Genomic DNA, 25,881 nt, shown 5'->3' on the forward strand with positions numbered 1-25,881 from the left:
TGGCAAATCTACAAAATAACTTACTTCCTTGTGCGTTTCATTGCCGATAATTCGTAAAATTACTACCTTGCGGTCCAAAAACCGACGAAAATGAACCGAACATTCCATGCCCGCATTGCGTGGTATCAATATCTTCTGCTGGTTGTGCTTACGGCCAACATGGCATCTGCCGTGTGGTGCGGATACATCTTGCCCGCCGTGCTGCTGGCTCTTGTTCTTATCGGCCTGATAGAGAAAGTCATTCATACGGTTTACACCGTTACTGCGGATGGCGTGCTCGAAATATACCGAGGCAGATTCGGAGGCAAGACGGCGATTCCGCTGCGCGACATTTCTGCCGTGAAGCGTTGCCGCTCGATGAAGTTCGGCCGTTTCTCGGCAACGCAGTATCTGCTGATCGAATATGGTGAAGGCCGGTTCGCATCGGTGATGCCCGTTGCTGAAGAAGAGTTTCTGAAAGCGCTCTCCCGACGCGGAGTCGGTGAGATGCGAGGCAACCGGTGAATGGCGGAACGCTGTCCATGTCCTTATTCTGAATAACGGCTTTCTTCGTTATTTTGCGTCATTTGGATAAAGACAGATATTGGAAAGCAGACAGAAGAAACTAATAAATGTGTATGTATATATGGCAATATCTTAAGGAAATGCAGGAATGAAAGATTTAACTATTTCAAACATAGAACGTCAGAATGTATTGAACAATCGCTTCGCTGTAGAAGAAATTCGGAAGACATTGGATGTGCCGGGTATGCTCTTTGAGGGAGAGTATCGGTTTACAAAAAAAATGGTAGCCGATTTTTATGAAGTTGAAGAACGTACCATAGAGCGATATCTGGAGAACCATGGGCAAGAGTTGATATTGAACGGATATGTTTTATGTAAGGGTAAGCGATTGAAAGAGTTGAAGTTACAATTTGCTCCCGTCATAAATGTCGGGAGCAAAACCACTCAACTCGGGCTTTTTAATTTCCGTTCATTTTTGAATATCGGGATGCTGCTTACAGAAAGTGATAAAGCCAAAGCTGTCAGGAGTTTAATTCTTGATTTGGTAATAGCTACTATCAATCAGAGAACCGGCGGAGGGACGAAGTTTATCAACCGTAGGGACGTACATTTCTTGCCGGCTGTGATAACAGAAGAAAATTATCGGAAAAATCTCACTTCCACCAAGTAATACGACCTGTAACAAAAGGCTGAAAGCCATAGCTGAATTGTGTGGTATAAAGACACATTTAACATATCATGTCGCAAGACACTCGGCAGCAACTACCATACTGCTATCCAACGGAGTACCTATTGAAATCGTCAGCCGTATGTTGGAGCATACCAACAACATAAAGACCACTCAAATCTACGCAAAGATAACCGCCCAAAAGATAAGTAACGACTTGGAACAGTTGTCCGACAAGTTGGAGGATATGGAGAAAAGCATTTGCAGTGCCATTTGATAACTTTAATAAAGCAGAATACCGATGGAAGAGAAATATAATATCATCACGATGGACGGACAGGGCAATATCACTTTGCCGACCGATACAGGCGCAACCACCATGACCGAGTGGGAACTCTGTGAGTTGTTCGGGGTTATTGCTCCGACGGTCCGAGCAAGGATAAGGACTCTTTGCAAAAGCGGAGTCTTGAGGAAACGCGAGATAAAGCGTACCATCCGCCTGTCGGACAAACACAGCATGGAGGTTTACAATCTCAAAGTCATCATCGCCCTTGCTTTCCGTATCAATACATTCGGAGCGGAGCAGGTTCGCAGAGCCTTATTGGAAGGGTTATGCCGACGAAAAGAGAATATAGTCATTTTTGTTTCACTGAGTAGAAAAGGCAATCAAGCGACCGTGTCGTCATGAAGTCATGACGTACTGTCGTATAGTTTGCACGTCAGTATTTCAGCAAAGAGACTGTTCCTCGACAGTTGAAAAATGGGAACAATAGTGTCATCACCACTAGCCACCGATAGAAAGTGGAAAATGATATGTTCACTTGAACACAGCAAGGTATTTTTTCAGCCGCTCAAAAAGATTTGAACCGCCTGAAAAATACCGCTGTCCGTGCGAACAATCTCGCCTCCATAGTCGGGAGATTAAATTACCAGTAAATATATGATTGGATATAACCTGTATCCCAAATTAAAGTAGTAATTTTGCCAAATAATGTCAAGACATAAAAGAGTAAACAGATGTTTTCTAAACGAATAAAAGAGCTTCGCATTCAAAATCAGATGCTACAGAGGCAATTAGCTGCAGCATTGGACATTGATACTGCTACATATTGCAAAATAGAAAAAGGAGAAAGAAAAGCCAAGAGAGAGCAAGTAGAAATAATCGCTCAGATATTGAACGCGGATAAAAACGAACTTGTAACTTTATGGTTGGCAGATAAGGTTTATGATGTGGTAGGCGATGAAATCAATGCACGAGATATACTCAATGTTGTAAATGAAAATATTGTAAGATATGGGCAAGATATATAAAACTATAGATTTATTTGCGGGTATTGGAGGTATTCGACTCGGTTTTGAAGCGCATGGGTGTGAAAATGTCTTTTCTTCAGAATGGGATAAATATGCCCAAATGATGTATGAAGCAAATTTTCATGAAACACCCTTTGGGGATATTAATGATATAGCTCCCGAAAATATTCCTGAACACGACATTCTTTTAGCTGGATTTCCCTGCCAACCGTTCAGTATTGCTGGCAAAGGCTTAGGTTTTGCAGATACAAGAGGTACATTATTTTTCAATATTGAAGCGATACTTAAAGCAAAGCAACCTGAAGCTTTTTTGTTAGAAAATGTAAAACGTCTTACAACTCATGATAACGGAAATACATTTGCGGTAATTTTGGATAGATTGAATAAATTAGGATATACCGTTTATCATAAAGTATTTAATTCGTTAGATTTTGGTGTTCCTCAGAAAAGGGAAAGAATTTATATTGTAGGCTTTAAAAAGCCTATACAATTTAAATTCCCGAAACCTTTGGGGTATTTTAAACCTTTGTCCGAAATTTTGGAAAAAGAAGAAGATATTCCATCCTCATATTTTTTGTCAGAAACAATGAAGCAGAAACGTTTTTCTGCCCTCAAAGCCATACCACCTAAACCTTCCATTTGGCATGAAAATATCGGAGGTAATATATCTCCATTGCCATATTCTTGTGCATTAAGAGCTGGAGGGAGTTATAATTATTTAGTTGTAAACGGAGAAAGACGATTGACTTCACGTGAAATGTTACGACTTCAAGGGTTTCCTGATTCGTTTATTATAAATATCCCATATTCGCAAGCACGAAAAGTAGCTGGAAATTCCGTATCGGTCCCTGTTATACAAGCAATAGCTGGTGAAATGATTAAAACACTTAATGAACAAAAAACAGTCGTAAAATATAAAGAACTTAATTTATTTGGAGATTATGACTATATTGGAAGCAAAGCAAGCGCTAGATAAAATCATATCTAAAGGCAGAGTACATTTATATAAACCGATTCAAATCGCAGAAATTTTATACCGAGATAGAGTTCGTGGCGATATTGATTTAGCAGATTTGGATACTTATAGAAATGCCTCAAAAAGATGGCGTGATGTAGTCTGTTTGCGTTTTTTAGGAAGGACATCAACATCCTCGGCAAGGTATCAAGATGATGTCTTTAATGAGAATGCAGTACCGCCTTCGGTTCTTGAAGTATTGGGAGCTGAAAACAGACAAAATAATGGTGTCGTAGAAAAATATATTTACGACCGTTTCGAGCAACGTTTTTCACAAATGTCAAGCGGTTTGGATTATTGCAGTACACATGATAAAAGCAATTTCCAAGTTATAGAATTTATCAATCTTTTTTGGAATGAACCCGGATTAAGGAGAAGTGTAGATAAAATATATGAAATAGTGGTATATGCTTTGTTTTCAGCTCTTATAGAATGTCTTAAAGTTAAGGTTACTGTAGAAGCAGATAAAGCAAAACAAAAATTGTTAGAAGAATTTTCTGATTTTTCCGAACGTGTAATCGGATTATCAAAGGAACGTTCAACGGTAACAGTTAATGCACGAATAAATCGTGTCGGAGTTACCAATGCCGCCGATAGAGGATTAGACATGTGGGCTAATTTTGGCATGGCTATTCAGATAAAGCATTTATCCTTGACCGAAGAGCTTGCGGAAAATATAGTATCATCGGTTTCATCTGATAGAATAGTTATTGTATGCAAAGATTCTGAAGAAAAACTTATAGTTTCGCTTCTGACACAAATTGGGTGGAAATCCAGAATTCAAAGTATCGTAACGGAGGATGATTTAATATTATGGTATGAGAAAGCACTTAGAGGCACTTTTGCCGAAGAAATAGGTGATAAAGTTTTATCGACTTTATATGATGAAATCTTGTTGGAATTTCCTGCTACTAATAGCGATGATTTTAATGATTTCAAGCATAGTCGAGGTTATGATTCCATTTTGCTAAATGAAGTATGGCGTAATAATTAAATGAGTTTAATGTTATATGGAGTCAAATAATCAATTTCGAGCTATTGATTTCTTTTGTGGTGGAGGTGGTATGACTTGCGGATTACGTCAAGCAGGTATAGATGTAATTGCAGGTGTCGATTTTGATGCAGAAGCAAAAGAAACATATGAATATAATAATCCCCAAAGTACATTTATACAAGCTGATATAAATTAAACGCTATGAAACAATAATACAAAAAGTTTCCGGATTAAAAACAGATGGACAGGCTTTAATGGGGGCTGTTTTTGGGAAAAATAATGCTAAATTATCTGTAATCTCAAAGTATAAGAGGATAGATGGAAGCGATTTTTCTGATAGTACTAAAGAAAATATTGAAGATGGACAAAAGTTCATGTCTATGGGATTAATGGCTGGCGTTAGGAAATCCATTAGCACATGAAGAAAAAAAGGAATTAAAGACAACAAATTTATTTTCAGAAAATGACTGTTTGGATATTTTGAGTTTAATTTCTCATTTGTTTAGGAGGCTGGATGGTGCTGAAAAAGTGGAATAATTCATTATGACTGATATTTTTTCTAAAGACAAGCGTTCCGATATAATGTCTAAAATCTCAAACAAAAACACTAAACCTGAAATTTTAGTTAGAAAATATCTGTTTGCCAATGGTTTTAGATTTCGTGTAAATGACAAACGATTTCCAGGCAAACCTGATATTTTATTGCCTAAATATAAAACTGCTATTTTTGTTAATGGGTGTTTTTGGCATGGTCATAAAAATTGTAAGGCCGCAACGCTTCCTTCATCAAATACAGATTATTGGGCTAATAAAATAGCATCAAATATAGAACGGGATAAAAAGGCACAAATTCAATTAGAACAAATGGGGTATAGAGTTTTTATCATATGGCAGTGTCAATTAAAAGCTAAAGAAAGAGAATGCACCTTATCAAACTTAGCGGAAAAATTAATTGATAAAAATCGCAATATATCCAAACAATGATGCACTTTTGTACATAGAAAGAGTTATTTTACGGCATAGCACAGCAAAATGCTGAAAAGCGCACGATTGCTAAATCGTTACTTATATTTCTCAAATATCTGATTAAATGTTTATTTTTCAAATGGTTATGTCAAACTGTTGAAAATCTAAAATATAAGGGCAAGGATTGTGAATGATCAGCGAACTTTCATTTATTCCGAATATTTCGATACCTTTGCTTGCAACATAAAAAACATTAACTAATCTAATCACCATGAAGTATCAAGTCATCATCATCGGCGGAGGTCCTGCGGGATATACGGCTGCCGAAACAGCCGGCAAAGCCGGACTGAGTGTGCTCCTTATCGAGAAGAACAGCCTCGGCGGCGTTTGCCTGAACGAGGGATGTATCCCCACCAAAACGCTGCTCTATTCCGCCAAAACATACGATTCGGCGCGTCATGCCTCCAAATATGCGGTGACGGTGGCCGAACCGGCTTTCGACCTTCCGAAAATCATCAGCCGCAAAAGCAAGGTGGTGCGTAAGCTGGTGCTCGGGGTGAAGGCTAAGCTGACTTCGAACAATGTGGCCATCGTGACGGGCGAGGCGCACATCATCGACCGCCACACGGTTCGTTGCGGAGATGAGACCTACGAGGGTGAAAACCTGATACTCTGCACCGGGTCGGATACGTTTATCCCGCCCATTCCGGGAGTGGATAAGGCGGACTACTGGACACACCGCGACGCGCTCGACTGCAAAGAGTTGCCCGCTTCTCTCGTCATTGTGGGCGGAGGAGTCATCGGGATGGAGTTCGCTTCGTTCTTCAACAGTCTGGGCACGCAAGTCACCGTTGTGGAGATGCTCGATGAGATTCTCGGCGGGATGGACAAGGAGCTTTCGGCGATGCTCCGGGCGGAGTATGCCAAGCGCGGCGTCAAGTTCCTGCTGAGCACCAAAGTCACGGCTGTGTCGTCGACGCCCGAAGGGGCGACCGTCTCTTTCGAGAATGCCGAAGGCGAGGGCAGCGTCACTGCCGACCGTCTGCTGATGAGCGTAGGCCGCCGTCCGGTGACTCAAGGGTTCGGGGTCGAAAACCTGTCGCTCTATAAGACCGAACTCGGACACATCCGTGTAGACGCGCAGATGCGTACCTCTCTGCCGAACGTGTACGCTTGCGGCGACCTCACCGGATTCTCGCTGCTGGCACACACTGCCGTGCGCGAAGCCGAAGTGGCGGTGCACGCCATTCTGGGCAAGGAAGATGCGATGAGCTATCGCGCCATTCCCGGTGTGGTGTATACCAATCCCGAAATAGCCGGAGTGGGAGAGACGGAAGAGACGGCGCAGCGCAAGAGCATCACCTTCCGTACGGTGAAGCTGCCGATGGCCTTTTCCGGACGCTTTGTGGCGGAGAACGAAGGGGTGAACGGAGTTTGCAAGCTGCTGCTCGATGAGAAGGAGCGTATCATCGGCGCCCACGTATTGGGCAATCCGGCTTCGGAGATTATCACCATTGCCGGCATGGCTGTCGAGCTGGGACTCACCGCCGAGGCGTGGAAGAAGATTGTCTTTCCGCATCCCACGGTGGCGGAGATTTTCCGCGAAGCGTTGTAGCCGACCTGCATTTATTATTCAACGGTGAAGTTCTTAAATATTTTGAGGTTGTAAACAGGTTGCAGCGGCTCTGCATTTATTCAACAGAGGAGGGGTTCCGAATCGACGTGCAGAATGGGCATCCGATACGCTGCATTTATTATTCAGCAGAGGAGGGGGCCGAATCGACGTGCAGAATAGGCGTCCGATACTTTGCATTTATTATCCAACAGAGGAGTGTTATGAAGAGGTTTTTGACAGGTATTTTATTCGTGGCGGCTTGCTTGCAAGCATGGGGACAGGCGGAGCGGTCGCGCATCGACTCGCTCATCGCGGCGATGCTTCCGGAGGGCTCGGAAGTCGGCATTTCGGTGTACGACCTTACGGAGAAGAAGCCGCTCTATACCTATCGGGACACGAAGCTCTCGCGTCCGGCCTCTACCATGAAGCTGCTCACCGCCGTCGCCTTCCTCTCCCGCGCCGATGCCCGCACGCCCTTCCGCACCGAGGTGTGGCACGACGGAACCATAGAGCGCGATACGCTGAAGGGCAATCTCTACGTCGTGGGCGGGTTCGATCCGGAGTTCGACGACGAGGCGATGGACTCGCTGGTAAGTGCCGTGAGGGCTTTCCCCATTTCGGTGATCGACGGGCAAGTGTACGGCGACGTGTCGATGAAAGATTCCCTCTACTGGGGGAACGGCTGGGCGTGGGACGACAACCCGGAAGCCTACCAGCCCTATCTCTCCCCATTGATGTTTTGCAAAGGAGCGGTGAAGGTGATCGCCGTTCCTTCCGCACAGCAGGGGGATACCGCACGGCTCGTCTTCACCCCGTCTTCCTCTTATTATACCGCCGACAACCGGACAAAGACACGCACGCCTTCCGCCGGAAAGTTCTCCGTATCTCGCGGATGGCTTGAGAATGACAACCGTCTGGTGGTGAAAGGCAATGTGGCTTCCGTGCGTACGGGGTGGGTGAACCTGTATCATTCGGAGTCTTTCTTCATGCACACGTTTGTCGAGCGCCTGCATGCTGCGGGAGTCGCGGCCCCTGCTTCGTACGCCTTTTGCCCGTTGCCTCCGGAGGGAGCCGGGCGTATAGCCCGTTGGGAGACGCCCGTGCAAAAAGTGTTGGACCAATTGATGAAAGAGAGCGACAACCTGAATGCGGAAGCCTTGCTGTGCCGGCTGGGCGCGCATGCTACGGGCAAGAAAGGAGTCGCTGCCGAAGACGGGCTGAAGGAAGTGGAAGCGCTCATCCGTCTTCTCGGGCACGACCCCAAGAGCTACAAGCTGGCGGACGGATCGGGACTGTCCAACTACAACTACCTGTCGCCCGCCCTGCTGGTCGACCTTCTGAAATACGCCTACTCGCGCACCGACATCTTCCGCAGCCTGTACAAATCCCTGCCCATAGCCGGCATCGACGGTACGCTGAAGTTCCGGATGAAAAAGACCGCCGCGGCAGGCAACGTGCATGCCAAGACCGGTTCGTTTACCGCCATCAACGCCCTTGCAGGCTATCTGAAACGGAAGAACGGAAACCAAGTGGCCTTTGCCATCATGAATCAGAATGTGTTCCCGGCCGCTAAGGCGAGAGCCTTTCAGGATAAGGTCTGCGAGGTGCTTGTTGCTGAGTGAGAGGGGTTGCCGGTTTAAAGATATCAACGCCCCTCATGCCTGACGATGTATTGATAAACCAGATTTCTCCGGAATTTCTCAGAAGTTGATAGGGCTGTATCTCTCCGTATAGCTTCATGCCTAAGCGAGCCAATCCTTTGTATTTAGGGCACTTTGCGTCGTAGTCGCCATAGTCAGCAAATAGCGCATGTCCACGGCTGTACTCTTCTTTATAGAAATCCATTATTTCTCGGATGGTGTGCTCCGTTGTGCTTATATCTATTTTCTTGGCATAGGTACTTGATACAGTGGTTAGCTCCCCGCCCTTACAAGTTCCAACGCTTAGCAGGATGTAGTAATGATTCACCTTGCAAAGTTCAGGCTTCAGTAAATATAAGATGGGTACACCATTGTGGTAAACAGGTGTGGGACTCTCTTTTACAACCTTATCCTTGTCTACCTCGCCTGTATGGTTAAAATTATGGTATCCTTCCAAATCTGCAGGATGGTGAAATGTTAAAGGCTGGTTTCCTATCACTGCATATTCTATCACAGATGAAGACAAGTTTTTAATCGAAAGAAAATCCGCTCCGTTTTCCTGAAAATCTCTTTTTAAGGCGAGTTGGCTAAAAATCGTTCGACCGGAATGTTTCCCAACAATGCTGTCGTAAGTGACTTGAACTTCTTCTCCGCCTATCAGGCAAGGTGTTGACAGTCTCTCCGTTTTTACTTCGTTGCATCCGTTACGTCCCAGTACGCTGTAACGCACTTCCACTTCTGCAGGAGCATTGCCTTTGGTTGTTATTGCCATGTAATTATGCCGGAGAGACATAGTTTTGCTTACTCCCGTATCCTCCACGTCGACCTTCGTGCACATCGAAAGCAATATCGATAGAAAGCATAATGCGCAAAGTTGCAAAAAGAATGTCTTTTTCATTGTTGTGCTTTAACCTGAGTTCAACGAATCATAAGTGTTTGCAAACTTGGTGATCAGCAAAACTTGATGCAACTTTATCGTGTTGAAATACAAATAATTGCAAACAATAATCGCTATGATCAGCGAGAACAAAGTTAGTGAAATCTTTTTCAAAATCAATCACTGTTAAGAATTAGTTTGAATCACCTGAATAAAATAAAAAATACGGAACTCATTTTGAATCCCGTATTTTCCATTTACACAAAATATTTTATAGTGCCAGTTTAAATGACAACCTCTGCCCCAAATACCGGTCCAATACTAACGTTCTTGTGCCAATGCCGTCCAGAAGCGGTCTTCCTCGTCAATGCGTTCCGAAAAGAGCCAAACCTCTTTTATCAAACCATTCTCAAAGCGAAAGAGATCCACGCCTTTCATTTCTATCGAATGTCCGTTTGCCGACACCGCGAATCCGATTGCAGCCGCAACCAAGTCATCGTTTTCCGTCACGTAATCCACTTGGTCGATGGCGAACGTCCCATTGCTCAATTGAGCCATTCTTCCCAAATGGGCAAAAACATTCTGCTTGCCGTTGTAAACACCCGACAATGCTCCCTCTCCCGGCTGATGCCATATCAAATCGTTGCAGAGCAATGCCCCCACCGTTTCAAAATCACCCTATGCCAAAGCCGTGTAAAACCGGTGCACTTTTTCAGTTTTTCTTTCCATAAATCTGTACTTTAATTGTTGAAGTCACTGCAAAGTAATACCTTTGCATTATAAAATACAAGTACCTACAATATTGTATGATACATACTATATTGTTAGATTTATTGAGTATCAAGAATAAAAATGTTTGCTATGGAGAGAAAAATTTCAGATAATGAATGCCCCGTGCGGAAATCAATGCAGATTTTCGCCGGTAAATGGACGCTGCTCATCATCTTCCAAATCAACCGCAGGATAATCCGTTACGGAGAGCTCAAACGTGCCATTCCGGGCATCAGCGAGAAGATGCTTATCGACGAACTGAAATTTCTTTGCACCAAAGGGTTGGTTAAAAAGAAACAGTATCCGGAAGTTCCTCCCAAAGTGGAGTACTCTCTCACGCCATTGGGCGAGAAAGTACTACCGATTATCGATGAGATAGCCAAGTTTGGAATGGATAATTTGTAAGCCCCGGATTAAACTTCTTTTTACGAAGGAGTAAGCCTTGTCAAGGAAAACATTACGATATAAAGAGTGTTGAGATGTTTTTATATAAATAAGCTCGTATTTTCTTTGGGGGAAACACGAAAAAACATATCTTTACAACGTTTTAAACAAGAAGCCCAAATTTGTTTAGAATAATGATATGACAAGTTGACGGTCTCCTCTACGAGGCTCAACTGAAAGAGCAGGAAGCGATTACAATGATGGAAGCAAGGATATTATTCCCTTTGTTTTGTGAAATATTAGATATTAAGGAGAGCAAATGATGATATATTCTCCATTGCGTTACCCTGGAGGGAAAAATAGATTAGCTCCATTTATATTGCTAAGATGTGTTTTTATAATGGAATTACGGAACACTATGTGGAGCCATATTCCGGAGGAGCTTCTGTGGCTTTATTTCTATTATTTGAGGGTTTTGTTGAAAAAATAACTATCAATGATAAAGATCGATCAATCTATGCTTTTTGGTACTCTGTACTAAATCAATCAGAAGAATTATGTAATCTAATAGAGAAAACATCTATTACGATAGAAGAATGGGAAAAACAGAAAGAAGTTCAGAAAAATATAGATAATGTTGGTTTGCTCGAACTTGGATTTTCAACATTCTTTTTAAATAGGACAAATAGATCTGGAATAATTAAGGCTGGTGTAATAGGAGGTTATAAACAAGAAGGTGTTTATAAATTAGATTGCAGGTTCAATAAAGAAAACCTGATAGAGCGTATTCGTAAGATAGCAGGCATAAAAAACAAAATAGATTTATATAATGATGACGCTCTTGTTTTGATAGATAAAATAGTAAAACAAAACGAACAGTTCAATAATACACTGCTATACTTTGATCCTCCTTATTATGGAAAAGGGAGTTCTTTATATATGAATTATTACAAGAAGTCTCATCATCAAATTGTTAGTGAAAAGATTAAAAGTTTACAAGGAGTTAAGTGGATAGTGTCTTATGATGATACTCCAGAGATTAAAGATTTATATTCTGGCTGTATAAAAAAGAATATAGTCTAATTCATACAGCAGCTAAATCTAAAGAAGGAAAAGAAATTCTCTTTTTTAGTCCTAATCTTCAGTTTGACAAAAACAAGAATCCCCTTAAGTATAGATTAAAAAAAACAGAGAAAAAAAAGAAATCATTTATGATGATAAAGAAACCGACATTTAAATAGCTTGCGATTGCAAAAAGCAGCAACGTTTCTATAAGCGTGTCATCAAATTGGATAAGCAAATCCAAATCATTATTGCTGGGAACCGTCAAAACGTAGAGCAGGGCGAAGACGAACGTGGTAAGTTTTACAAGGTGTATTACAAAGAGGAAGATTGAAAAAACGAAATATTATGGCACAAAAGCAAGCTATACAGCTATTTGAGACGAAGAAAGTCCGCACCATTTGGGACGAAGAACAGGAAAAATGGTACTTCTCCATCGTGGATACCGTTGCCATTTTGACGGATAGTATAGACCCCACGGCCTATTGGAGAAAACTGAAACAGCGTCTAAAAGCAGAGGGTAATGAAACCGTGACGAATTGTCACGGTTTGAAAATGCGTGCCGCGGATGGCAAGATGCGACTAACCGATGTGGCTGATACGGAGCAGCTTTTCAGGCTGATTCAGTCCATACCCTCACCCAAGGCGGAACCGTTTAAGTTGTGGATTGCACAAGTGGCACGTGAGCGTTTAGATCAAATGCAAGACCCGGAATTGTCGATAGAACAGGCTATGAACGATTACAAATGTTTGGGCTATTCCGACAATTGGATCAACCAACGTCTAAAAAGCATTGAAATACGCAAAGAGCTTACAGACGAATGGAAGAAATGCGGATTGCAAGAGGGTGTACAATTCGCTTTCCTAACCGATATTATCTATAAGACGTGGGCAGGCAAAACTACCAAGGAATATAAGAAATTCAAGGGGTTAAAAAAGGAAAACCTGCGCGACAACATGACTAACACCGAGCTGGTGCTGAATATGCTGGCGGAGCTATCGACAAAGCGCATTTCGGAAACTATTAATCCCGAAACAATGGATGAACACAGCGACGTTGCTCGTCAAGGTGGAGAAATAGCGCGTAATGCACGTCTTGAATTGGAGGGCAAAACAGGCGAGAAAGTTATCTCTCCCCTAAATGCTAAACAAGGAGTTCTGTTAAATGATAAAAAAAACAAAAATAGCCAAGATATAGAATAGGGCAAACACGAAGTGGTAAGTTTTATAATAAGGTGTATTGCAAAAAGGAAGAGTGAATTCGAGAGTTATGACATACGTGTTTTTGTAAAGAGCAAGAGAGTTTATGAGCTGGAATATTTTATAGTGCCCAGTTATCCGAAGAAAATCCAAACCGAACATGGAGAGACTGTGATATCCATTCCACGTGACCGTAATGGCCAGTTTGAACCGATTGTTGGACAGTGTTGCTTAACAAGCTATTTTTCAATTAATTCATTGTGAATTCCCCAGATTCGTAATTTCGTCATCTGCTTGTTCCGCCCCTCCCCTCTTTCGCAAACGGTCCGTATGCCCTTTTAGCATCCGAAATGCCCCCTGTCACATGGTCATTTGCCGGCGGATGGAGAATTTCACGATTGCCATGGCGTTGACGGCCGCAAACGGAATGTCCATCGGCTCGTGGTGCACGTTGTAGCTCACCAGCTTGATGTGCCTTTCCTTTTCCGACCGCTTCACGTATTTCACCGCCAGGTACTCGTCTCCTTCGATCATGAACGACACCAGATATATCTCTCCGTAGATGATGCTCTCGAAGCTGTTCAGCTCCTTATACCCCACGATGTCTCCCGATTTCAGTATGGGGTACATGCTGTCTCCGCTCACGTAGACCGCTCCGTCGCAGTGCGGGACGTTGGGAATCTGTATCTTTCCCAACGAAAACTGATGTTTGTCGGTAAACAGCGTTTTCAGATTGGCGGCCGCCCCGATGTCGTACAATGTCACGCTGCGGTCGTCTGTGGCTTCCACCGTTTTCGGATTGTGAATTATGTGCACTTCGCCTTGCGCCAGTTCGCTTTCGCAGAATCCCGGTTGGCGATCCGGACTTCCTTTTCCCAGCAACAGCCAGTTGTAGTCCACCGTGTTTCCCAGTTTGTCGAGCAGCAGGCGGAAATCGATGCTGTTCCGTGCGCCCCAGTTGGTGACGGTTGCTCTTGAAACTCCCATGTAATCGGCCAGTTCGCTGTCTTTCTTCAGCTTCAGCACCTGTTTGGCACGCTTGATGATGCCGGGTACGTCTAAAATAGTGTCCATAGTGTTGTCATTTATTTCTGATGTAAAAATTCATAAACACGTTAATCGCTCATCTATAACTTCTTATCTATATGTTTAAAATTAAATTCTAAAACAGTTTGTTTTTAAAATGAAATCTATTTTATATTTGTAGTGAATTTCCATGAATTTTGTTTCAAAGATATAAATTAAAAATAATCCGACCATGAAAAATAACGAAAAGTTTACGAAAGGCAGCGAAAAAGTTCATTCCCCACCTCCGGAGTGGCTTCTGTGTCCTTGTTCCTACCGGCATGTGCGCTTGCTGCGGTGAGCATATATAGCACCGCAGTAGCCATATATGCCTACCGTGATGACCATATATGCTTACCGTGATGACCATATATGCCTACCGTGATGACCATATATGCTTACCGTGATGACCATATATGCCTACCGTGATGACCATATATGCTTACCGTGATAACTATATATGCTTGCCGTGATAAAGATATATGCTTCTCTTCGGTGAATCAGAAGCTTGCCGCAATAGCTATATATGCTTGCTTGATAAGCCATACATCTGCTGTGATAACCTGTGTATGCCTGCCCTGATAAGGATATATGCCCGCCATGCCGGATATATGAATTGTAAATAAATAACTCATTTTTTCAACATAAAAAATTTGAATATCATGAAACCTGAATTTTCTTTATCGGCACGACAATCCGTGTCCACCGTAATTTGTAGCAGTTGCAAACGAGAGCTCCCGTTGGATTGCTTCTATATGAGAAAGAAAAGCCGCTGTCCGGACAGTTATTGCAAAGAGTGCCGCAAAGATTTGAGCCGTCGGAAGTACACGAGCGAAAAGGCCGTCCGTATCGCCTCGTCCGTCCGCCTTCCCTATCCTGTCATCACCGAGATCGAGGACCGGGAGACGCGTATCCGGTTTATTCTGAACGCTCTCCGGGTGGTACGGCTTAGCGTTGAGTGCAAAAAGAGGAGGATGCTGGAGGAAGAAGAGAAGGCTTTGCTGTGATAAGCGAGTGGACTTCCTCGCCCGGCGGGTGAAACGGTGGCTTTGATTTCGGACGCGGGGCCTTGCTGTGATAAGCGGGAGGGTTTCCTCGCCCGTCGGGTGAAACGGTGGCTTTGATTTCGGACGCGAGGCCTTGATGTGATGAGCGGGAGGGCTTCCTCACCCGGTGTCCGGAATCGGATATGCAGGGGGGAGGAAGTCTTGCGTTTCTCCAAAGGATGCATCCGGCGATTTCGGAAGAAGCGAGAATCATAAACCTTTTTTATCGTAAAAATAATTACAAGAATCATAGTAGTATGGCAAGAATAAAGAAAAAGGGATTGGATTATTTCCCTCTGAACACAGATTTTATCCACGACCGTGCCGTGCGCCGCCTCATGAAACGCGGGGGCGACTCCGCTCTCGGCATTCTGGTAGAAGTGCTGTCGTATATTTATGCCGGCGAGGGTTATTATGTCCGCGCCGACCGTTTGTTTTACGAAGATCTTTCGGCGGGTTTGTACGAAAACAGCGCGGACGATGTGGAGCGTATCATCCGCCTTGCGGTGGAGTACGGGCTGTTTGACGCCGGACTGTTCGAGCGCGAGCGCATACTGACTTCCGCCGAAATACAGCGCCAGTATCTTTTCAGCACCCGCCGTAGGAACGTTCCGGGTTTGGAGGCGGCATACAGCCTGTTGACAGTAGAGGAATCGGTTGAAAACAAGGAAGATAGGGATAAAAACACCCTTTCCTGCTGTGCAAATCAGGGTGACGGCGAAGACGTTTCAGCTGTTGAATATGTAACATTTATCCCCGAAAATGTAACATCGGGTACACATAGCATAGCACAGCATAGCATAGCACAGCAAAGCAAAAAAGATCCCCTCCTCAGTCCTCCCCTGAGAAAAACAGGGGAGGAAGGGAAGAGGAAGAGGGGAAAGGAGGAGGTTTTTTCTGAAACTTCCTGCGGAAGGGATGCTGCGAGACATTCCGTGGGCCTGTCCGCTGGTTCATCTGCTTCGTCTGTCGTGAATGCGTTGGCTACAAGCTCTTCCGGAGAGGATAGCGTTCGGCATTCCGTAGCTCCGCCTGTTGGTTCATCTGCTTCATTTGGTTCGGCTGTTGCGAATGGGTTGGTTGCAAGCTCTTCCGCGAGGGATGCTGTCCGATATTCCGCAGTTCCGTCTGCTGGTTCATCTGCTTCATTTGGTTCGGCTGCTACGAATGGGTTGGCTGCAAGCTCTTTCGAGGAGGATAGCGTTCCGCATTCCGTAGCTTCGCCTGTTGCGTCATCTGCTTCATCTGGTTCGGCTGGCGTGAATGCGTTAGCTGCAAGCTCTTCCGCGAGGGATGCTGCCCGATATTCCGCAGCTCCGCCTGTTGGTTCATCTGCTTCATTTGGTTCGGCTGGCGTGAATGCGTTGGCTGCAAGCTCTTTCGAGGAGGATAGCGTTCGGCATTCTGCAGCTCCGCCTGCTGCACCATCTGCTTCATCTGGTTCGGCTGGCGTGAATGGGTTGGCTGCAAACTCTTCCACGAGGGATGCTGTCCGATATTCCGCAGCTCCGCCTGTTGCATCATCTGCTTCGGCTGCTGCGAATGGGTTAGCTGCAAGCTCTTCCGCGAGGGATGCTGTCCGATATTCCGCAGCTCCGCCTGCTGCACCATCTGCTTCATCTGGTTCGGCTGGCGTGAATGGGTTGACTGCAAGCTATTCCCGAGAGGATGCTGTCCGATATTCCGCAGTTCCGTCCGCTGCGGGTGGACTGTTTGCAAATCCTTGCGGCGGAGGGGAGTCTCAGTCCCCAGCTGCTTGTGTAAAAGGGGATTCCGGTTCGGGGAAGCGGAAAATATGGACGCAGGAGGCTATCGACGGGCTTCTTCCGCCTGCCGACGGGACACCGCGCAACTATGCGGGGCTGCTCGATAACTTACGGATATACGGCATCCCGCCCGCAGAACAATATGCCATCATCCGAAAAAGCAACTTCGGAGCTATCGGCGGCTCGATATGGAAGGGGATTGCTGCTTTGCGCGGCAGCGGCGGGAAAATAAAACTTCCCGGACGCTATCTGCTGAGTGTGGTAAACAGGAGAGACGATGAGGCTGCGAGCTGATAATCAATGAATAACGCAGATTAATAATTTTGTTAAGACACAATTTGAAAACCGCTTGCATACAAAACGTATCTTTTTTATCTTTGTAGTGTCGATAAGCTTAAAGACGAAAACAAAACCGAATTAATCAAACACAAAAAATTACGACTATGCCAGTATTGTATGAAGCATTTCAGTCCGTTCTGAAAGACAAAAACGGTAAAAAACTATTCTATCCGCGTGTGTTGCGCGCAGGTAATGTAAGTACTGCACAGATTGCCAAAGAGATTGCGGCTTACTCGTCTCTTTCTCCGGGAGATGTGATGAACACGCTGAACAATTTGGCGACGGTGGTGAGCCACCACCTTCAGGCCTCGGAAAGTGTGACGCTCGACGGCTTCGGAACCTTTCGCATGGTGATGAAGTCGAGCCGCAAAGGGGTGGAAACTGCGGAAGAGGTATCTGCCGCTCAGTCTTCGCTCACGGTGCGATTCCGTCCTTGTGCCACACGCCATCCGGATGGTAAGGTAGCCACCCGTTCGCTGGTGACAGGCGCACGCTGTATACGTTTCGAGCGGACAGAGGCTGCCGCTAACGGAGAAGCCGGTAAGCCCGGAAGTTCCGGAGGAGTCGGCAAGCCCGGAAGCGGCGGAGATAGCGGCAAGCCCGGCGGCGGAGGTTCGGGCGGCGTGGAAGCTCCGGATCCTGCGTTGTAACCCCTGCGGCAAAGCACTGCATAAGAGCGGGTTGCAGATGCTGATAGTTAATCACTAATCATTCACCAATCATGCGAATTATCAATTTGATTGTGGTGCATTGCAGCGCCACGAGGGAGGATCGTGCGCTCTCGCCGGAGGCTTTGGATGCGATGCACCGCCGCCGCGGATTCGCCGGAACAGGCTATCATTACTACATCCGCAGGGATGGAACGCTGCATCTCACCCGTTCGCTCGAACGTATCGGGGCGCATGCGAAGGGCTTCAATGCGAACAGCGTCGGTATCTGCTATGAAGGCGGTCTGGACTGCCGGGGACGCCCGGCAGACACGCGGACTGCCGCACAGCGGACCGCGCTCCGGAGGCTGATAGGGCAGCTGCAAGAAGCGTTTCCCGGCTGCCGGGTGTGCGGACACCGTGACCTCAGTCCCGACCGCAACGGAAACGGTGTGATAGAGCCGGGAGAATGGACTAAACGCTGTCCGTGTTTCGATGCGGAAAAGGAGTATGGCGAAAACGTGCCGGAGGCACAGAGTAAAACAACCATTTAAAGAACGGAAAGGAGGTAAATTATGGCAATGAAGAAATCAGTATGGGATACGATCCTGAAAGTGATCATCGCAGTGGCTTCGGCCGTAGCAGGCGTTTTGGGCGCTAATGCGATGAATCTGTAAAGAGCGAGAAGCTTGGTTGATCCCCGCCGTCGATAAGATCGTGCGCGCCGGTCCGTACGATGGCGGGGATCTGTAAAATTATCGAATCAAACACACACACAGCATAAACACAATGATGAAACGAGTTTTATTTTTATTACTGGCCGCGCTCTTTGCGCTGAAGTTGCAGGCGCAGACCGATCTGAATTGCGGGATTTCGTATGAGTACGCGGTCCCCGTTACTTTCTCTTCGGGGAAAACGACATTTACAGACATACGCGATACGAGAGTGGGGCCGCCTTATTATGCTCCGTACCGTTATGTTCCGAGAGCTGACACATATATTCCGAGCAATGACACGGCTTATACCTATACGCAGGGCAGGGCTGTTTATTACAGGATGGAGCTGCCCGTTGCAGGAGATGTGATTATTCATAACTGGAATTCATATCGGATGGGATTCAGTTCTATATTTTTGGTAAGGCCTGTCAAACCGGGTGAAACGAAAGATTGGGGAGAAGGCATCTACTCCTGCAAGCGGGTAGCGACTTTCGAGCCGGGAGACTTCCTGTCGCCCGATTTTAACCCGATAGAGCTTGGCATGCCCGAAAACTCTTCGCTGGGGCTTGCTTATCTGCATGTGAGGAATCTGCCTGCCGGAACTTATTATATCGTTTCCGCAGGGTATAAGTACATGAATGGGTCCGTACCTGACGGGCAATTGGGAACCACTGTCATAGTCGGTAAATGTTCCGATGTTCCCGATGAGCCGGATATAAAACCCGAAGAACCGAACAACTGCCCTATACAATACCGCTATGATCGGTCGGGCAATCGAATCAAAACCATTAAACAATAACACTGATATGAAAAATATGACACGGAAATTAATTGCTTTGGGAATTGCTTTATCAATGGCTCTTTCTGCAAGCTCACAAGAAACGGCCATGCAGGGAGAAGACCACATGGCACATGATGTAGGCGAAATTCCTGTTCGATATGCTCTTACTCCGGCAGGTGCCGTCACCTATCAGGTGTCGGTGGATATTCATCCCGATCCTGAGGAGTTTCATCCTCATTTGTCATTCGACTATAACAGCCGCCAGCCTGAAAGCGCAATGGGGTACGGATGGAATATCGGAGGACTGTCCGGTATCACCCATGTTGCAGGAACGATTTATTACGACGGAAAGTCGTCTCCTCTGTCGTTGAGCGAAGATAAGCTGATGCTGGACGGCGTGCGTCTGATAAAGACCGGCGCGGATAGCTGGCAGAGCGAACAGGGATTCGTGAAAGTGAGCCGGCAGGCGGACGGCACATTGGCAGTCCGTTATCCCGACGGAAGCACCGCGAAGTTCGAAGCCTCCCCGAAAGCTCCTTTCAGCTATGTGATGACTTTGCATACTAACCGCAAGGGGCGTACTGTGAAGTATATCTATACGCAGGCAGACAATCTGCCTTACATCCGTACCATTTTGTATGGAGAAACCGGAGGAGTCTACAACGATTCGATTGTATTCACCTACCGTAGCGTGAATGACAACATGACCCGTTATGCAGATGGAAAACCTTTGAAACGCAGTCGGTTGCTGGAGAAGGTGGAGTCGTTCCATAAAGGGAAACTGTGGCGCCGCTATCTGATTTCTTATCAGCAGCGAGGGGTGTATCTGCCGGTGCGGCTGGAGTGTGAGACGGAAACCGGCAAGCTCAATCCCCTGCGATTCGAATATGGCGACGAACGGACTATCGAGTTTCTTGGGGGGAGGAGCCTTTATTTGACTAACTATTTTCGTAATTCCGTTCAGGGAGCAAACTCTCACAAATCTCTTGTTTTGTCGCGTGGCAAGTTCAGCCGCGATTCGAAAAGCGACGGTTTGATTTCGTATCCCGCGCTCGGTGAAACTGCCGAGGACCAACGATTGCTGGTGTACAAGGATTTGTCGGAGCTGGTGGTTTCTCCCGTTGTGTTTACAGCCGGAAGAGGCTTTAAGCAACTGGAAGCGATAGACGTGAACGGAGACGGCTTGGAGGAGCCCGTAAGGGTGAATTATTATGATGGCAGGCTGGTAGCCTCTGTCTATACGAACGATGTCGACCCCGCACGTTATTCGGAATACGTATATCTGGAGGGGAGCGGATATGTGCATGAGCGGCAGATGCTTACCGGCGACTTCGATGGAGACGGGAAAATAGAGTTGCTGGCCATATCCAGTTGCCGAGACCCGAAAAAAAAGAAATATCCGTCACGTGCTTTATTGGTAGATCTGGATAAGCGCAAAACTATTTACGACGGGGCTTGTTTCGATTTTACATTGTACCAAACGGACAACAGGGCCTTGTATGGAGACCGGCTGATGGCCATGGACTACAACGGCGACGGTAAAACGGACATTTGCCTGATCAACATAAACGGTCTTTATGTATATGAGTTCACCGGAAGCGGGTTCAAGCAACTGGCATATTCGAACGCCATCAACATTATGTACTTCAATTTTGAAAGCCCCGGCATCAAAGACAGGGAGCTGATGGTGGCGGACATGAACGGCGACGGGAATATGGATATTGTTCTGGGGCCCCGGCGCATACATTGCAAGGAAGGCTTCAAGCACTTGGGAGACGGGATCTGCCGCGGTGCGTGCAATGATGAAAGCCATCTGAGGAGTACCAGCGCAAGCGGATACAAGCACTATGTGCATTCCTATTCCGGCCACGAGTGTCTGGTTGATCCAAGCGTAAGGCAGCATGATTTGGTCGTATTCGATTGGAACGTGGAAAACGGGAAACAGTGGAAGTTTCTTATATCTACCGGAAACTCTTCTTACACTCCTTCCAATCCCGGATTCAAGGTACATACGGAGGAATTGTTCTATTGCTTTCACGAGACGGTAGGGCTGAACTTTATGCTGGTGGACGTGGATAAGGACGGGCTGCCCGACCTGCTGCGCAACGTACGCGGGAAAATCTACCTCCATCTGAATGAGAACGGGAAAATAAGCCTGAATCATAACATACGCTCCATTTTGCAAATGGATAATTTATCGGCACAATTTGCCGTGGCGAATGTCACTCAGGCCTACTATTGGTCGGGGAGCCTCATTTGTGTGGACAACGAGAAGCTTCATGCGTACAATTATACGCACGATGAGTCGATAGGGCGTATGCTGCACAATCTTACCGATAGTTACGGAGTAACCTCGAACCATTACTATACGGATATAATGGAAACGTCCGAGAGTCGCTATGTGGGGCAACCGGATATGTCGCTGGGGTATATCGACTATCCGTACGCGATAATGACTCCCCGCTTGTATGTGCCCGCATGGCAGAAAAAAACGAAAGGAGGCACGCAGATTTCATGGGAATATTATAAATACACCAATGCCGTGTTCCATCGCACGGGTTTGGGATTCTGCGGTTTCCGGAAGATCGAGGCGAAAGATGTGGTGAATAAACGTACGATGGCTTCTGTGTTCGACCCCAAACTCTTGGGTGCGGAGGTGAGAAAAGAGACTCCTGCCGACACCATTATACGCAGCTATGTATTGGAAAGATCGAAGAATGAGACAGTGATTCTGAAACTGCAGAAAGAAACGGTGAAGGATGCTCTCAACGGGACGAGAAAAATTATCGCATATGAGCATAACGGGTATGGGCAAGTGACCGGCATGTCTACTGCATCTGGCGGCAATAAGATAGAAGCGAGATCGTACGGTTATCAGAATGTGGAAAATAGCGGGCTTTATCTGTTGGGACTGAAACGTTATGAGCAGACAAAGAGTTTTCGCAATGATTCGACCGTCACCCGCGAAACGAAAACAGACTACGACAGCCGGTATCTGCCTGTCCGAAAAACGCATTTTTTCAACGGGAATATCGTATCGCAACAACTTTACGAGTATAACAACCGGATGCAACTGACCGCGACAAAGAAACGTGCTTACGAATCGACGGACTGGTTGTCGAAAGCGTTTGCCTATGACCGGGACGGACGTCTGATAAAAGAAACCGATGTCATGGGCTTGTCGGCCACCTATGCTTACGACCCTGCAACCGGTCTTTTGCAAAGCAGTACAGATCATAAAGGACGCACGACTCGTCATGTGTACGATGCGTGGGGACGTCTTGTAGAAACGCGCAACCCTGACGGGCATGTGAGGCATGTGTCTGCATCATGGAGCAAGGAAGGAGATCCGGGTTTGTACGTGATGACCGTTGTCGAAACGGGCAAACCTGTGACTAAAACGTATTACGACTTCCTTAAACGGGAAGTGCGCTCCTCGCAGCTCCGATTCGACGGACGTGAAATGAAAACGGATAAAATGTACAATCCCCGAACCGGCCTGCTTGAAAAAGAATCGTTGCCCGCTAAGGATGGCGCTCCTTCACGGTGGAACATCCATGTGTACGACCGGTTCGGTCGCCGCACCTCTACCCGCTATGCTTCGGGTAAAGTGGATTCTTGCGCTTACGGGGCCTTGACCGATACGATTATCGAGAATGGCATACGCCGCATCCGCAGGTATGATGTAACGGGTTTGATAACGCAAGTGACGGATGATGCGGGAAGTATCTCCTATTATTACCGCCCCGACGGGCAGCCTGTTGCCGTAGTGGCTCCGGGAGATGTTCAAACGCGCTTCTATTATGATAAGTACGGTCGTCGTACGAGGATTAAAGACCCCAGTGCGGGAATCCGGCAAACGGAGTATGATAAGAATGGGAATATCTGCAAAGAGACGGACGCCGACGGGCGTGAAATCAGGAAAGAGTACGACCGCTACGGCCGCCTCACGAAACAGATAACGCCTGATCTGACTACGGTTTATGCCTATGACAATACGGAAAATCTGCTGCTTTCGGCAGTGTCTGACAACGGCAGCGCCGCGCGCAACACGTATGACGCGTATGGCAGGCTGAAAACACGGCGCGAAGAGGCTCCGGACGGCAAGTGGCTGCAAAAGACATACAGCTATACGGCCGACGGGCAAACTTCATCCATCGCCTACGTCTCGCAAAACGGCGCTTTGGCTACAGAACTGCTGTCCTACCGTAACGGCTTCCTCACCGAGGTGCGTCTGGCGGACGGAACTCCGGTCTATCGCCATGACGAAGAGAATGCGTTGGGGCAACTGACGAAACTCACTGTCGGATCGATGCGTCGCAGCTATGAATTCAACGAATGGGGGCTGCCTGTAAGGCGAAGCATTACCCGTGCGGACGGAACCCTGATGTTTGCTCATAGTTACCGCTTCAACGCATCGAACAACAATCTTGAAAGCCGTAAGGATGAAACGAGAAGTCTGTCGGAGAGCTTCGGTTATGATGAGCTGAACCGCTTGTCCGTATATGGCGACAAATCGGTGGTTTACGACAATCATGGCAATATCCTGCGTAAGGGAGATGCGGGCGAACTGGTCTACACCGACCCCAACCGTCCTTATGCCGTTACAGGCCTTAATCCGGTGCAAGACAATCCGGTGAAGTCCGGTCTCGACATCGCGTATATTGCCGGTGATCGTCCCTCCGTCATCACTCAGGGTGCGAAGAAAGCGGCGCTGACGTATAATGCCGGGCACGAGCGTGTACGCATGCAGTATGCTGTGAATGATTTGACCCGGTTGACACGCTATTATCTGGGGGGTAACTATGAATTTGATGAAACTGTTGGCGGATTCAAAGAAAAGCTATATCTTGGCGGAGGATATTACAATGCTCCTGCGGTATTGTTGAAAGAAGGAGGCAACTCGTCTGTTTACTTTGTTCATCGTGACTACTTGGGAAGTATCTTACAGATAGCCGATACTCAAGGAAATGTGGTGGAAGAGAATAGCTTCGACGCATGGGGAAGTTTGCGCAACCCGATGAATCAGGCGATCTACACACAGGGCGAAGAACCCGAACTGTTGTTGGGCCGCGGATATACAGGGCATGAGCATCTGCCGTTCTTTGGATTGATTAATATGAATGCCCGTCTGTATGACCCGTTGTTAGGCCGTTTTCTTTGTCCTGACCCGTATGTGCAGATTCCTGACTTTATGCAGTCTTTCAACCGGTACAGCTATTGTATGAATAGTCCGCTGTGCTATGTGGATGAGAGCGGGGAGTTTCTCTTAGGTTATACATTCGGTTTCTTCAGGGGGCTGTTCACCGGCAAAAACCCGTTTAAGACAGGCTGGCAAGGCGGAGTGAATGAAGTAAAGATTTGGGGCGGCTTGTTCACCACAGACATGAGAAAAAACTTTTTGGGTCAAGCATGGGAAATGCTTTCTCGGTTCACCTGGCAGAGTCCGCAAACCTTTTTCGGATTAGCCTTTTCCACATTTTCCAATTGGGCCGGTCAGGTGGATGATGTTGATTACTGGGGCGGTGCTACGGTGGTAAGAGGAAACAATTGGAATTCCGGCGCAGTGACTTTAGGCAGCTATATCATTGGCAACAGAAATATTGAGGCAGACCCTAACAACTATCTCTTTCAGCATGAGTACGGACACTATTTGCAAAGTCAGGAGATGGGGTTGGCATATATCCCTACCGTGGGAATTCCGAGCTTAAAAAGCGCTGCCAAATCAAGAGATCATAGCCTTCAGAAATTTGAGCAAGATGCAAATCGAAGGGCTTTCAATTATTTCAATGATCCGAAGAATAAGATAGATGGGTTTTATACATCGCAAGAGAGATATGATAAGTATAATGAGAATAAATCTTATGAAAATAGGACTGCCAAGGGATGGAACTTTTTTGAGAATCCGTTGGATGTAAATGGTATTGGACACGAAAGTAGGGTGAAATATTACGATTACAAATTATCCGGCGCTATACACTCCCCCAATATGACATTGCGGATGTTTTGGCTGAAATATTGATGAATATAAAAAGAATGTGAATTATGAAACGAATCAGAAACTTTGTACTGTTTTTTGTTGCTTTCACGCTGCTATACGCTTGTAGAAGGGAGGGGCATACTGTCATTACGATAGTCAATCATTCCGATCGAAGTATAGCTGTTCAGGAACAGTATCCCGGCAATACGGAATTCATTCCGCTTTTTCGGTGCGGAAACGGTGTAATTCGTATTTTGCCGGGTTCTCAGATGACTACTTCGTATTATGGAGGGCCTCATGATTTAGGAGTTTGGGAAAGCCATTTTAAGAGTCGAAAATATATCCAGTTTTTGATTATGGATTGGGACACTTATTGGGAATATCATTCCAAACCTTGCGACATCATTCGTAAGTGTGTTCCCATTCTCCATGTGTATCGACTTACCTTGGAAGACTTGGAGCGAATGGATTGGAAGGTCGTTTATCCGCCGGTGGAATAAGAGGCACAGAATATTTACTCAGAGAAAGGAGGTGT

General features: G+C 46.2%; 22 protein-coding genes and 6 pseudogenes. 25 read left to right on the forward strand and 3 right to left on the reverse strand.

The genetic code is table 11. The features are described 5' to 3' along the window. Positions 1-90 precede the first annotated feature (90 nt). From C234_RS0106440 to dacB, 12 genes and pseudogenes are all read left to right on the forward strand, one after another. Entirely contained in the window at positions 91-504 is a 414-nt protein-coding gene (locus tag C234_RS0106440) for a PH domain-containing protein (RefSeq protein WP_027325093.1), read from the forward strand. 148 nt (positions 505-652) lie between these two features. Beyond that, a pseudogene (locus C234_RS16010) lies at positions 653-1,165 on the forward strand (DNA-binding protein); the annotation flags it as partial. Further along, positions 1,164-1,448 (forward strand): annotated as a pseudogene (locus tag C234_RS17090) (tyrosine-type recombinase/integrase); the annotation flags it as partial. The pseudogenes C234_RS16010 and C234_RS17090, both read left to right, overlap by 2 nt. Before the next feature lie 24 nt (positions 1,449-1,472). After that, positions 1,473-1,859: a virulence RhuM family protein gene (locus C234_RS0106455; protein ID WP_027325094.1), complete on the forward strand. Its 387-nt coding sequence runs from the start codon at positions 1,473-1,475 to the stop codon at positions 1,857-1,859. A gap of 329 nt (positions 1,860-2,188) precedes the next feature. Continuing rightward, entirely contained in the window at positions 2,189-2,482 is a 294-nt protein-coding gene (locus C234_RS0106460; protein ID WP_027325095.1) for a helix-turn-helix domain-containing protein, read from the forward strand. After that, positions 2,466-3,458: a DNA cytosine methyltransferase gene (locus C234_RS16015; RefSeq protein ID WP_051290187.1), complete on the forward strand. Its 993-nt coding sequence runs from the start codon at positions 2,466-2,468 to the stop codon at positions 3,456-3,458. The genes C234_RS0106460 and C234_RS16015 overlap by 17 nt, the downstream gene beginning before the upstream one ends. Beyond that, a complete protein-coding gene (locus C234_RS0106470) occupies positions 3,424-4,491 on the forward strand; it encodes a HaeII family restriction endonuclease (RefSeq protein ID WP_027325096.1) in 1,068 nt (355 codons plus the stop codon). The genes C234_RS16015 and C234_RS0106470 overlap by 35 nt, the downstream gene beginning before the upstream one ends. Positions 4,492-4,507: 16 nt before the next feature. Continuing rightward, positions 4,508-4,687: a DNA cytosine methyltransferase gene (locus C234_RS17095; RefSeq protein ID WP_034540947.1), complete on the forward strand. Its 180-nt coding sequence runs from the start codon at positions 4,508-4,510 to the stop codon at positions 4,685-4,687. A 16-nt stretch (positions 4,688-4,703) separates the two neighbouring features. Next, positions 4,704-4,913, forward strand: a complete 210-nt coding sequence (locus tag C234_RS18265; protein ID WP_464116614.1) for a hypothetical protein — start codon at positions 4,704-4,706, stop codon at positions 4,911-4,913. A 121-nt stretch (positions 4,914-5,034) separates the two neighbouring features. After that, positions 5,035-5,475, forward strand: coding sequence for a very short patch repair endonuclease (locus C234_RS0106485; protein WP_027325097.1), 441 nt, complete (start codon positions 5,035-5,037; stop codon positions 5,473-5,475). A gap of 253 nt (positions 5,476-5,728) precedes the next feature. Next, a complete protein-coding gene (gene lpdA, locus C234_RS0106490; protein ID WP_027325098.1) occupies positions 5,729-7,072 on the forward strand; it encodes a dihydrolipoyl dehydrogenase in 1,344 nt (447 codons plus the stop codon). 221 nt (positions 7,073-7,293) lie between these two features. Beyond that, entirely contained in the window at positions 7,294-8,694 is a 1,401-nt protein-coding gene (gene dacB, locus C234_RS0106495) for a D-alanyl-D-alanine carboxypeptidase/D-alanyl-D-alanine endopeptidase (RefSeq protein WP_027325099.1), read from the forward strand. Here dacB and C234_RS16020 read toward each other — a convergent pair. Both C234_RS16020 and C234_RS16025 read right to left on the reverse strand, forming a co-directional pair. Then, positions 8,642-9,610 (reverse strand): hypothetical protein, encoded by a 969-nt coding sequence (locus C234_RS16020; protein ID WP_248596490.1) that lies wholly within the window; start codon positions 9,608-9,610, stop codon positions 8,642-8,644. The two genes, dacB and C234_RS16020, sit on opposite strands and share 53 nt — an antisense overlap. A gap of 300 nt (positions 9,611-9,910) precedes the next feature. Next, positions 9,911-10,255: pseudogene (locus C234_RS16025) on the reverse strand (nuclear transport factor 2 family protein); the annotation flags it as partial. 195 nt (positions 10,256-10,450) lie between these two features. On the opposite strand from C234_RS16025, the gene C234_RS0106515 reads away from it, so the two are divergent. The 4 genes and pseudogenes from C234_RS0106515 (at position 10,451) to C234_RS0106530 (ending at position 13,009) form a co-directional block, all read left to right on the forward strand. Then, the gene (locus C234_RS0106515; RefSeq protein ID WP_027325100.1) at positions 10,451-10,765 is read left to right on the forward strand and encodes a winged helix-turn-helix transcriptional regulator; all 315 of its coding nucleotides are present in this window, start codon (positions 10,451-10,453) and stop codon (positions 10,763-10,765) included. Between the two features lie 399 nt (positions 10,766-11,164). After that, on the forward strand, positions 11,165-11,827 hold the full coding sequence (locus C234_RS16030) for a DNA adenine methylase (RefSeq protein ID WP_248596492.1): 663 nt from the start codon (positions 11,165-11,167) through the stop codon (positions 11,825-11,827). A gap of 166 nt (positions 11,828-11,993) precedes the next feature. Beyond that, positions 11,994-12,140 (forward strand): annotated as a pseudogene (locus C234_RS18270) (nucleoid-associated protein); the annotation flags it as partial. Positions 12,141-12,154: 14 nt separating this feature from the next. After that, on the forward strand, positions 12,155-13,009 hold the full coding sequence (locus C234_RS0106530) for a BRO-N domain-containing protein (RefSeq protein ID WP_027325101.1): 855 nt from the start codon (positions 12,155-12,157) through the stop codon (positions 13,007-13,009). 357 nt (positions 13,010-13,366) lie between these two features. Here the strand turns inward: C234_RS0106530 and C234_RS0106535 are convergent, their stop codons facing one another. Continuing rightward, positions 13,367-14,080, reverse strand: a complete 714-nt coding sequence (locus C234_RS0106535; protein ID WP_021644327.1) for a LexA family transcriptional regulator — start codon at positions 14,078-14,080, stop codon at positions 13,367-13,369. Between the two features lie 653 nt (positions 14,081-14,733). Here C234_RS0106535 and C234_RS0106550 point away from each other — a divergent pair. The 9 genes and pseudogenes from C234_RS0106550 (at position 14,734) to C234_RS16050 (ending at position 25,846) form a co-directional block, all read left to right on the forward strand. Continuing rightward, positions 14,734-15,078 carry a hypothetical protein gene (locus tag C234_RS0106550; RefSeq protein WP_027325102.1) on the forward strand — a complete coding sequence of 115 codons (345 nt, stop codon included), beginning with the start codon at positions 14,734-14,736 and terminating at the stop codon, positions 15,076-15,078. Between the two features lie 377 nt (positions 15,079-15,455). After that, positions 15,456-15,629: pseudogene (locus C234_RS18275) on the forward strand (Lin1244/Lin1753 domain-containing protein); the annotation flags it as partial. A 1,254-nt stretch (positions 15,630-16,883) separates the two neighbouring features. Beyond that, positions 16,884-17,177 (forward strand): annotated as a pseudogene (locus C234_RS16775) (DUF4373 domain-containing protein); the annotation flags it as partial. A 149-nt stretch (positions 17,178-17,326) separates the two neighbouring features. Continuing rightward, positions 17,327-17,872, forward strand: coding sequence for an HU family DNA-binding protein (locus tag C234_RS0106560; RefSeq protein ID WP_027325103.1), 546 nt, complete (start codon positions 17,327-17,329; stop codon positions 17,870-17,872). A 71-nt stretch (positions 17,873-17,943) separates the two neighbouring features. Next, complete coding sequence (locus tag C234_RS16045) at positions 17,944-18,423, forward strand: N-acetylmuramoyl-L-alanine amidase (RefSeq protein ID WP_051290188.1); 480 nt, start codon at positions 17,944-17,946, stop codon at positions 18,421-18,423. Positions 18,424-18,450: 27 nt separating this feature from the next. Further along, positions 18,451-18,546, forward strand: coding sequence for a smalltalk protein (locus C234_RS17385; RefSeq protein WP_148727133.1), 96 nt, complete (start codon positions 18,451-18,453; stop codon positions 18,544-18,546). 112 nt (positions 18,547-18,658) lie between these two features. Continuing rightward, a complete protein-coding gene (locus C234_RS0106575) occupies positions 18,659-19,384 on the forward strand; it encodes a hypothetical protein (RefSeq protein WP_027325104.1) in 726 nt (241 codons plus the stop codon). 7 nt (positions 19,385-19,391) lie between these two features. Then, entirely contained in the window at positions 19,392-25,388 is a 5,997-nt protein-coding gene (locus C234_RS0106580; protein ID WP_161625912.1) for an FG-GAP-like repeat-containing protein, read from the forward strand. A gap of 23 nt (positions 25,389-25,411) precedes the next feature. Further along, positions 25,412-25,846: a hypothetical protein gene (locus C234_RS16050; RefSeq protein ID WP_034537211.1), complete on the forward strand. Its 435-nt coding sequence runs from the start codon at positions 25,412-25,414 to the stop codon at positions 25,844-25,846. Positions 25,847-25,881: the final 35 nt, after the last annotated feature.

The sequence above is a fragment of the Bacteroides pyogenes DSM 20611 = JCM 6294 genome, from assembly GCF_000428105.1.
GTDB classification, from domain to species: domain Bacteria; phylum Bacteroidota; class Bacteroidia; order Bacteroidales; family Bacteroidaceae; genus Bacteroides; species Bacteroides pyogenes.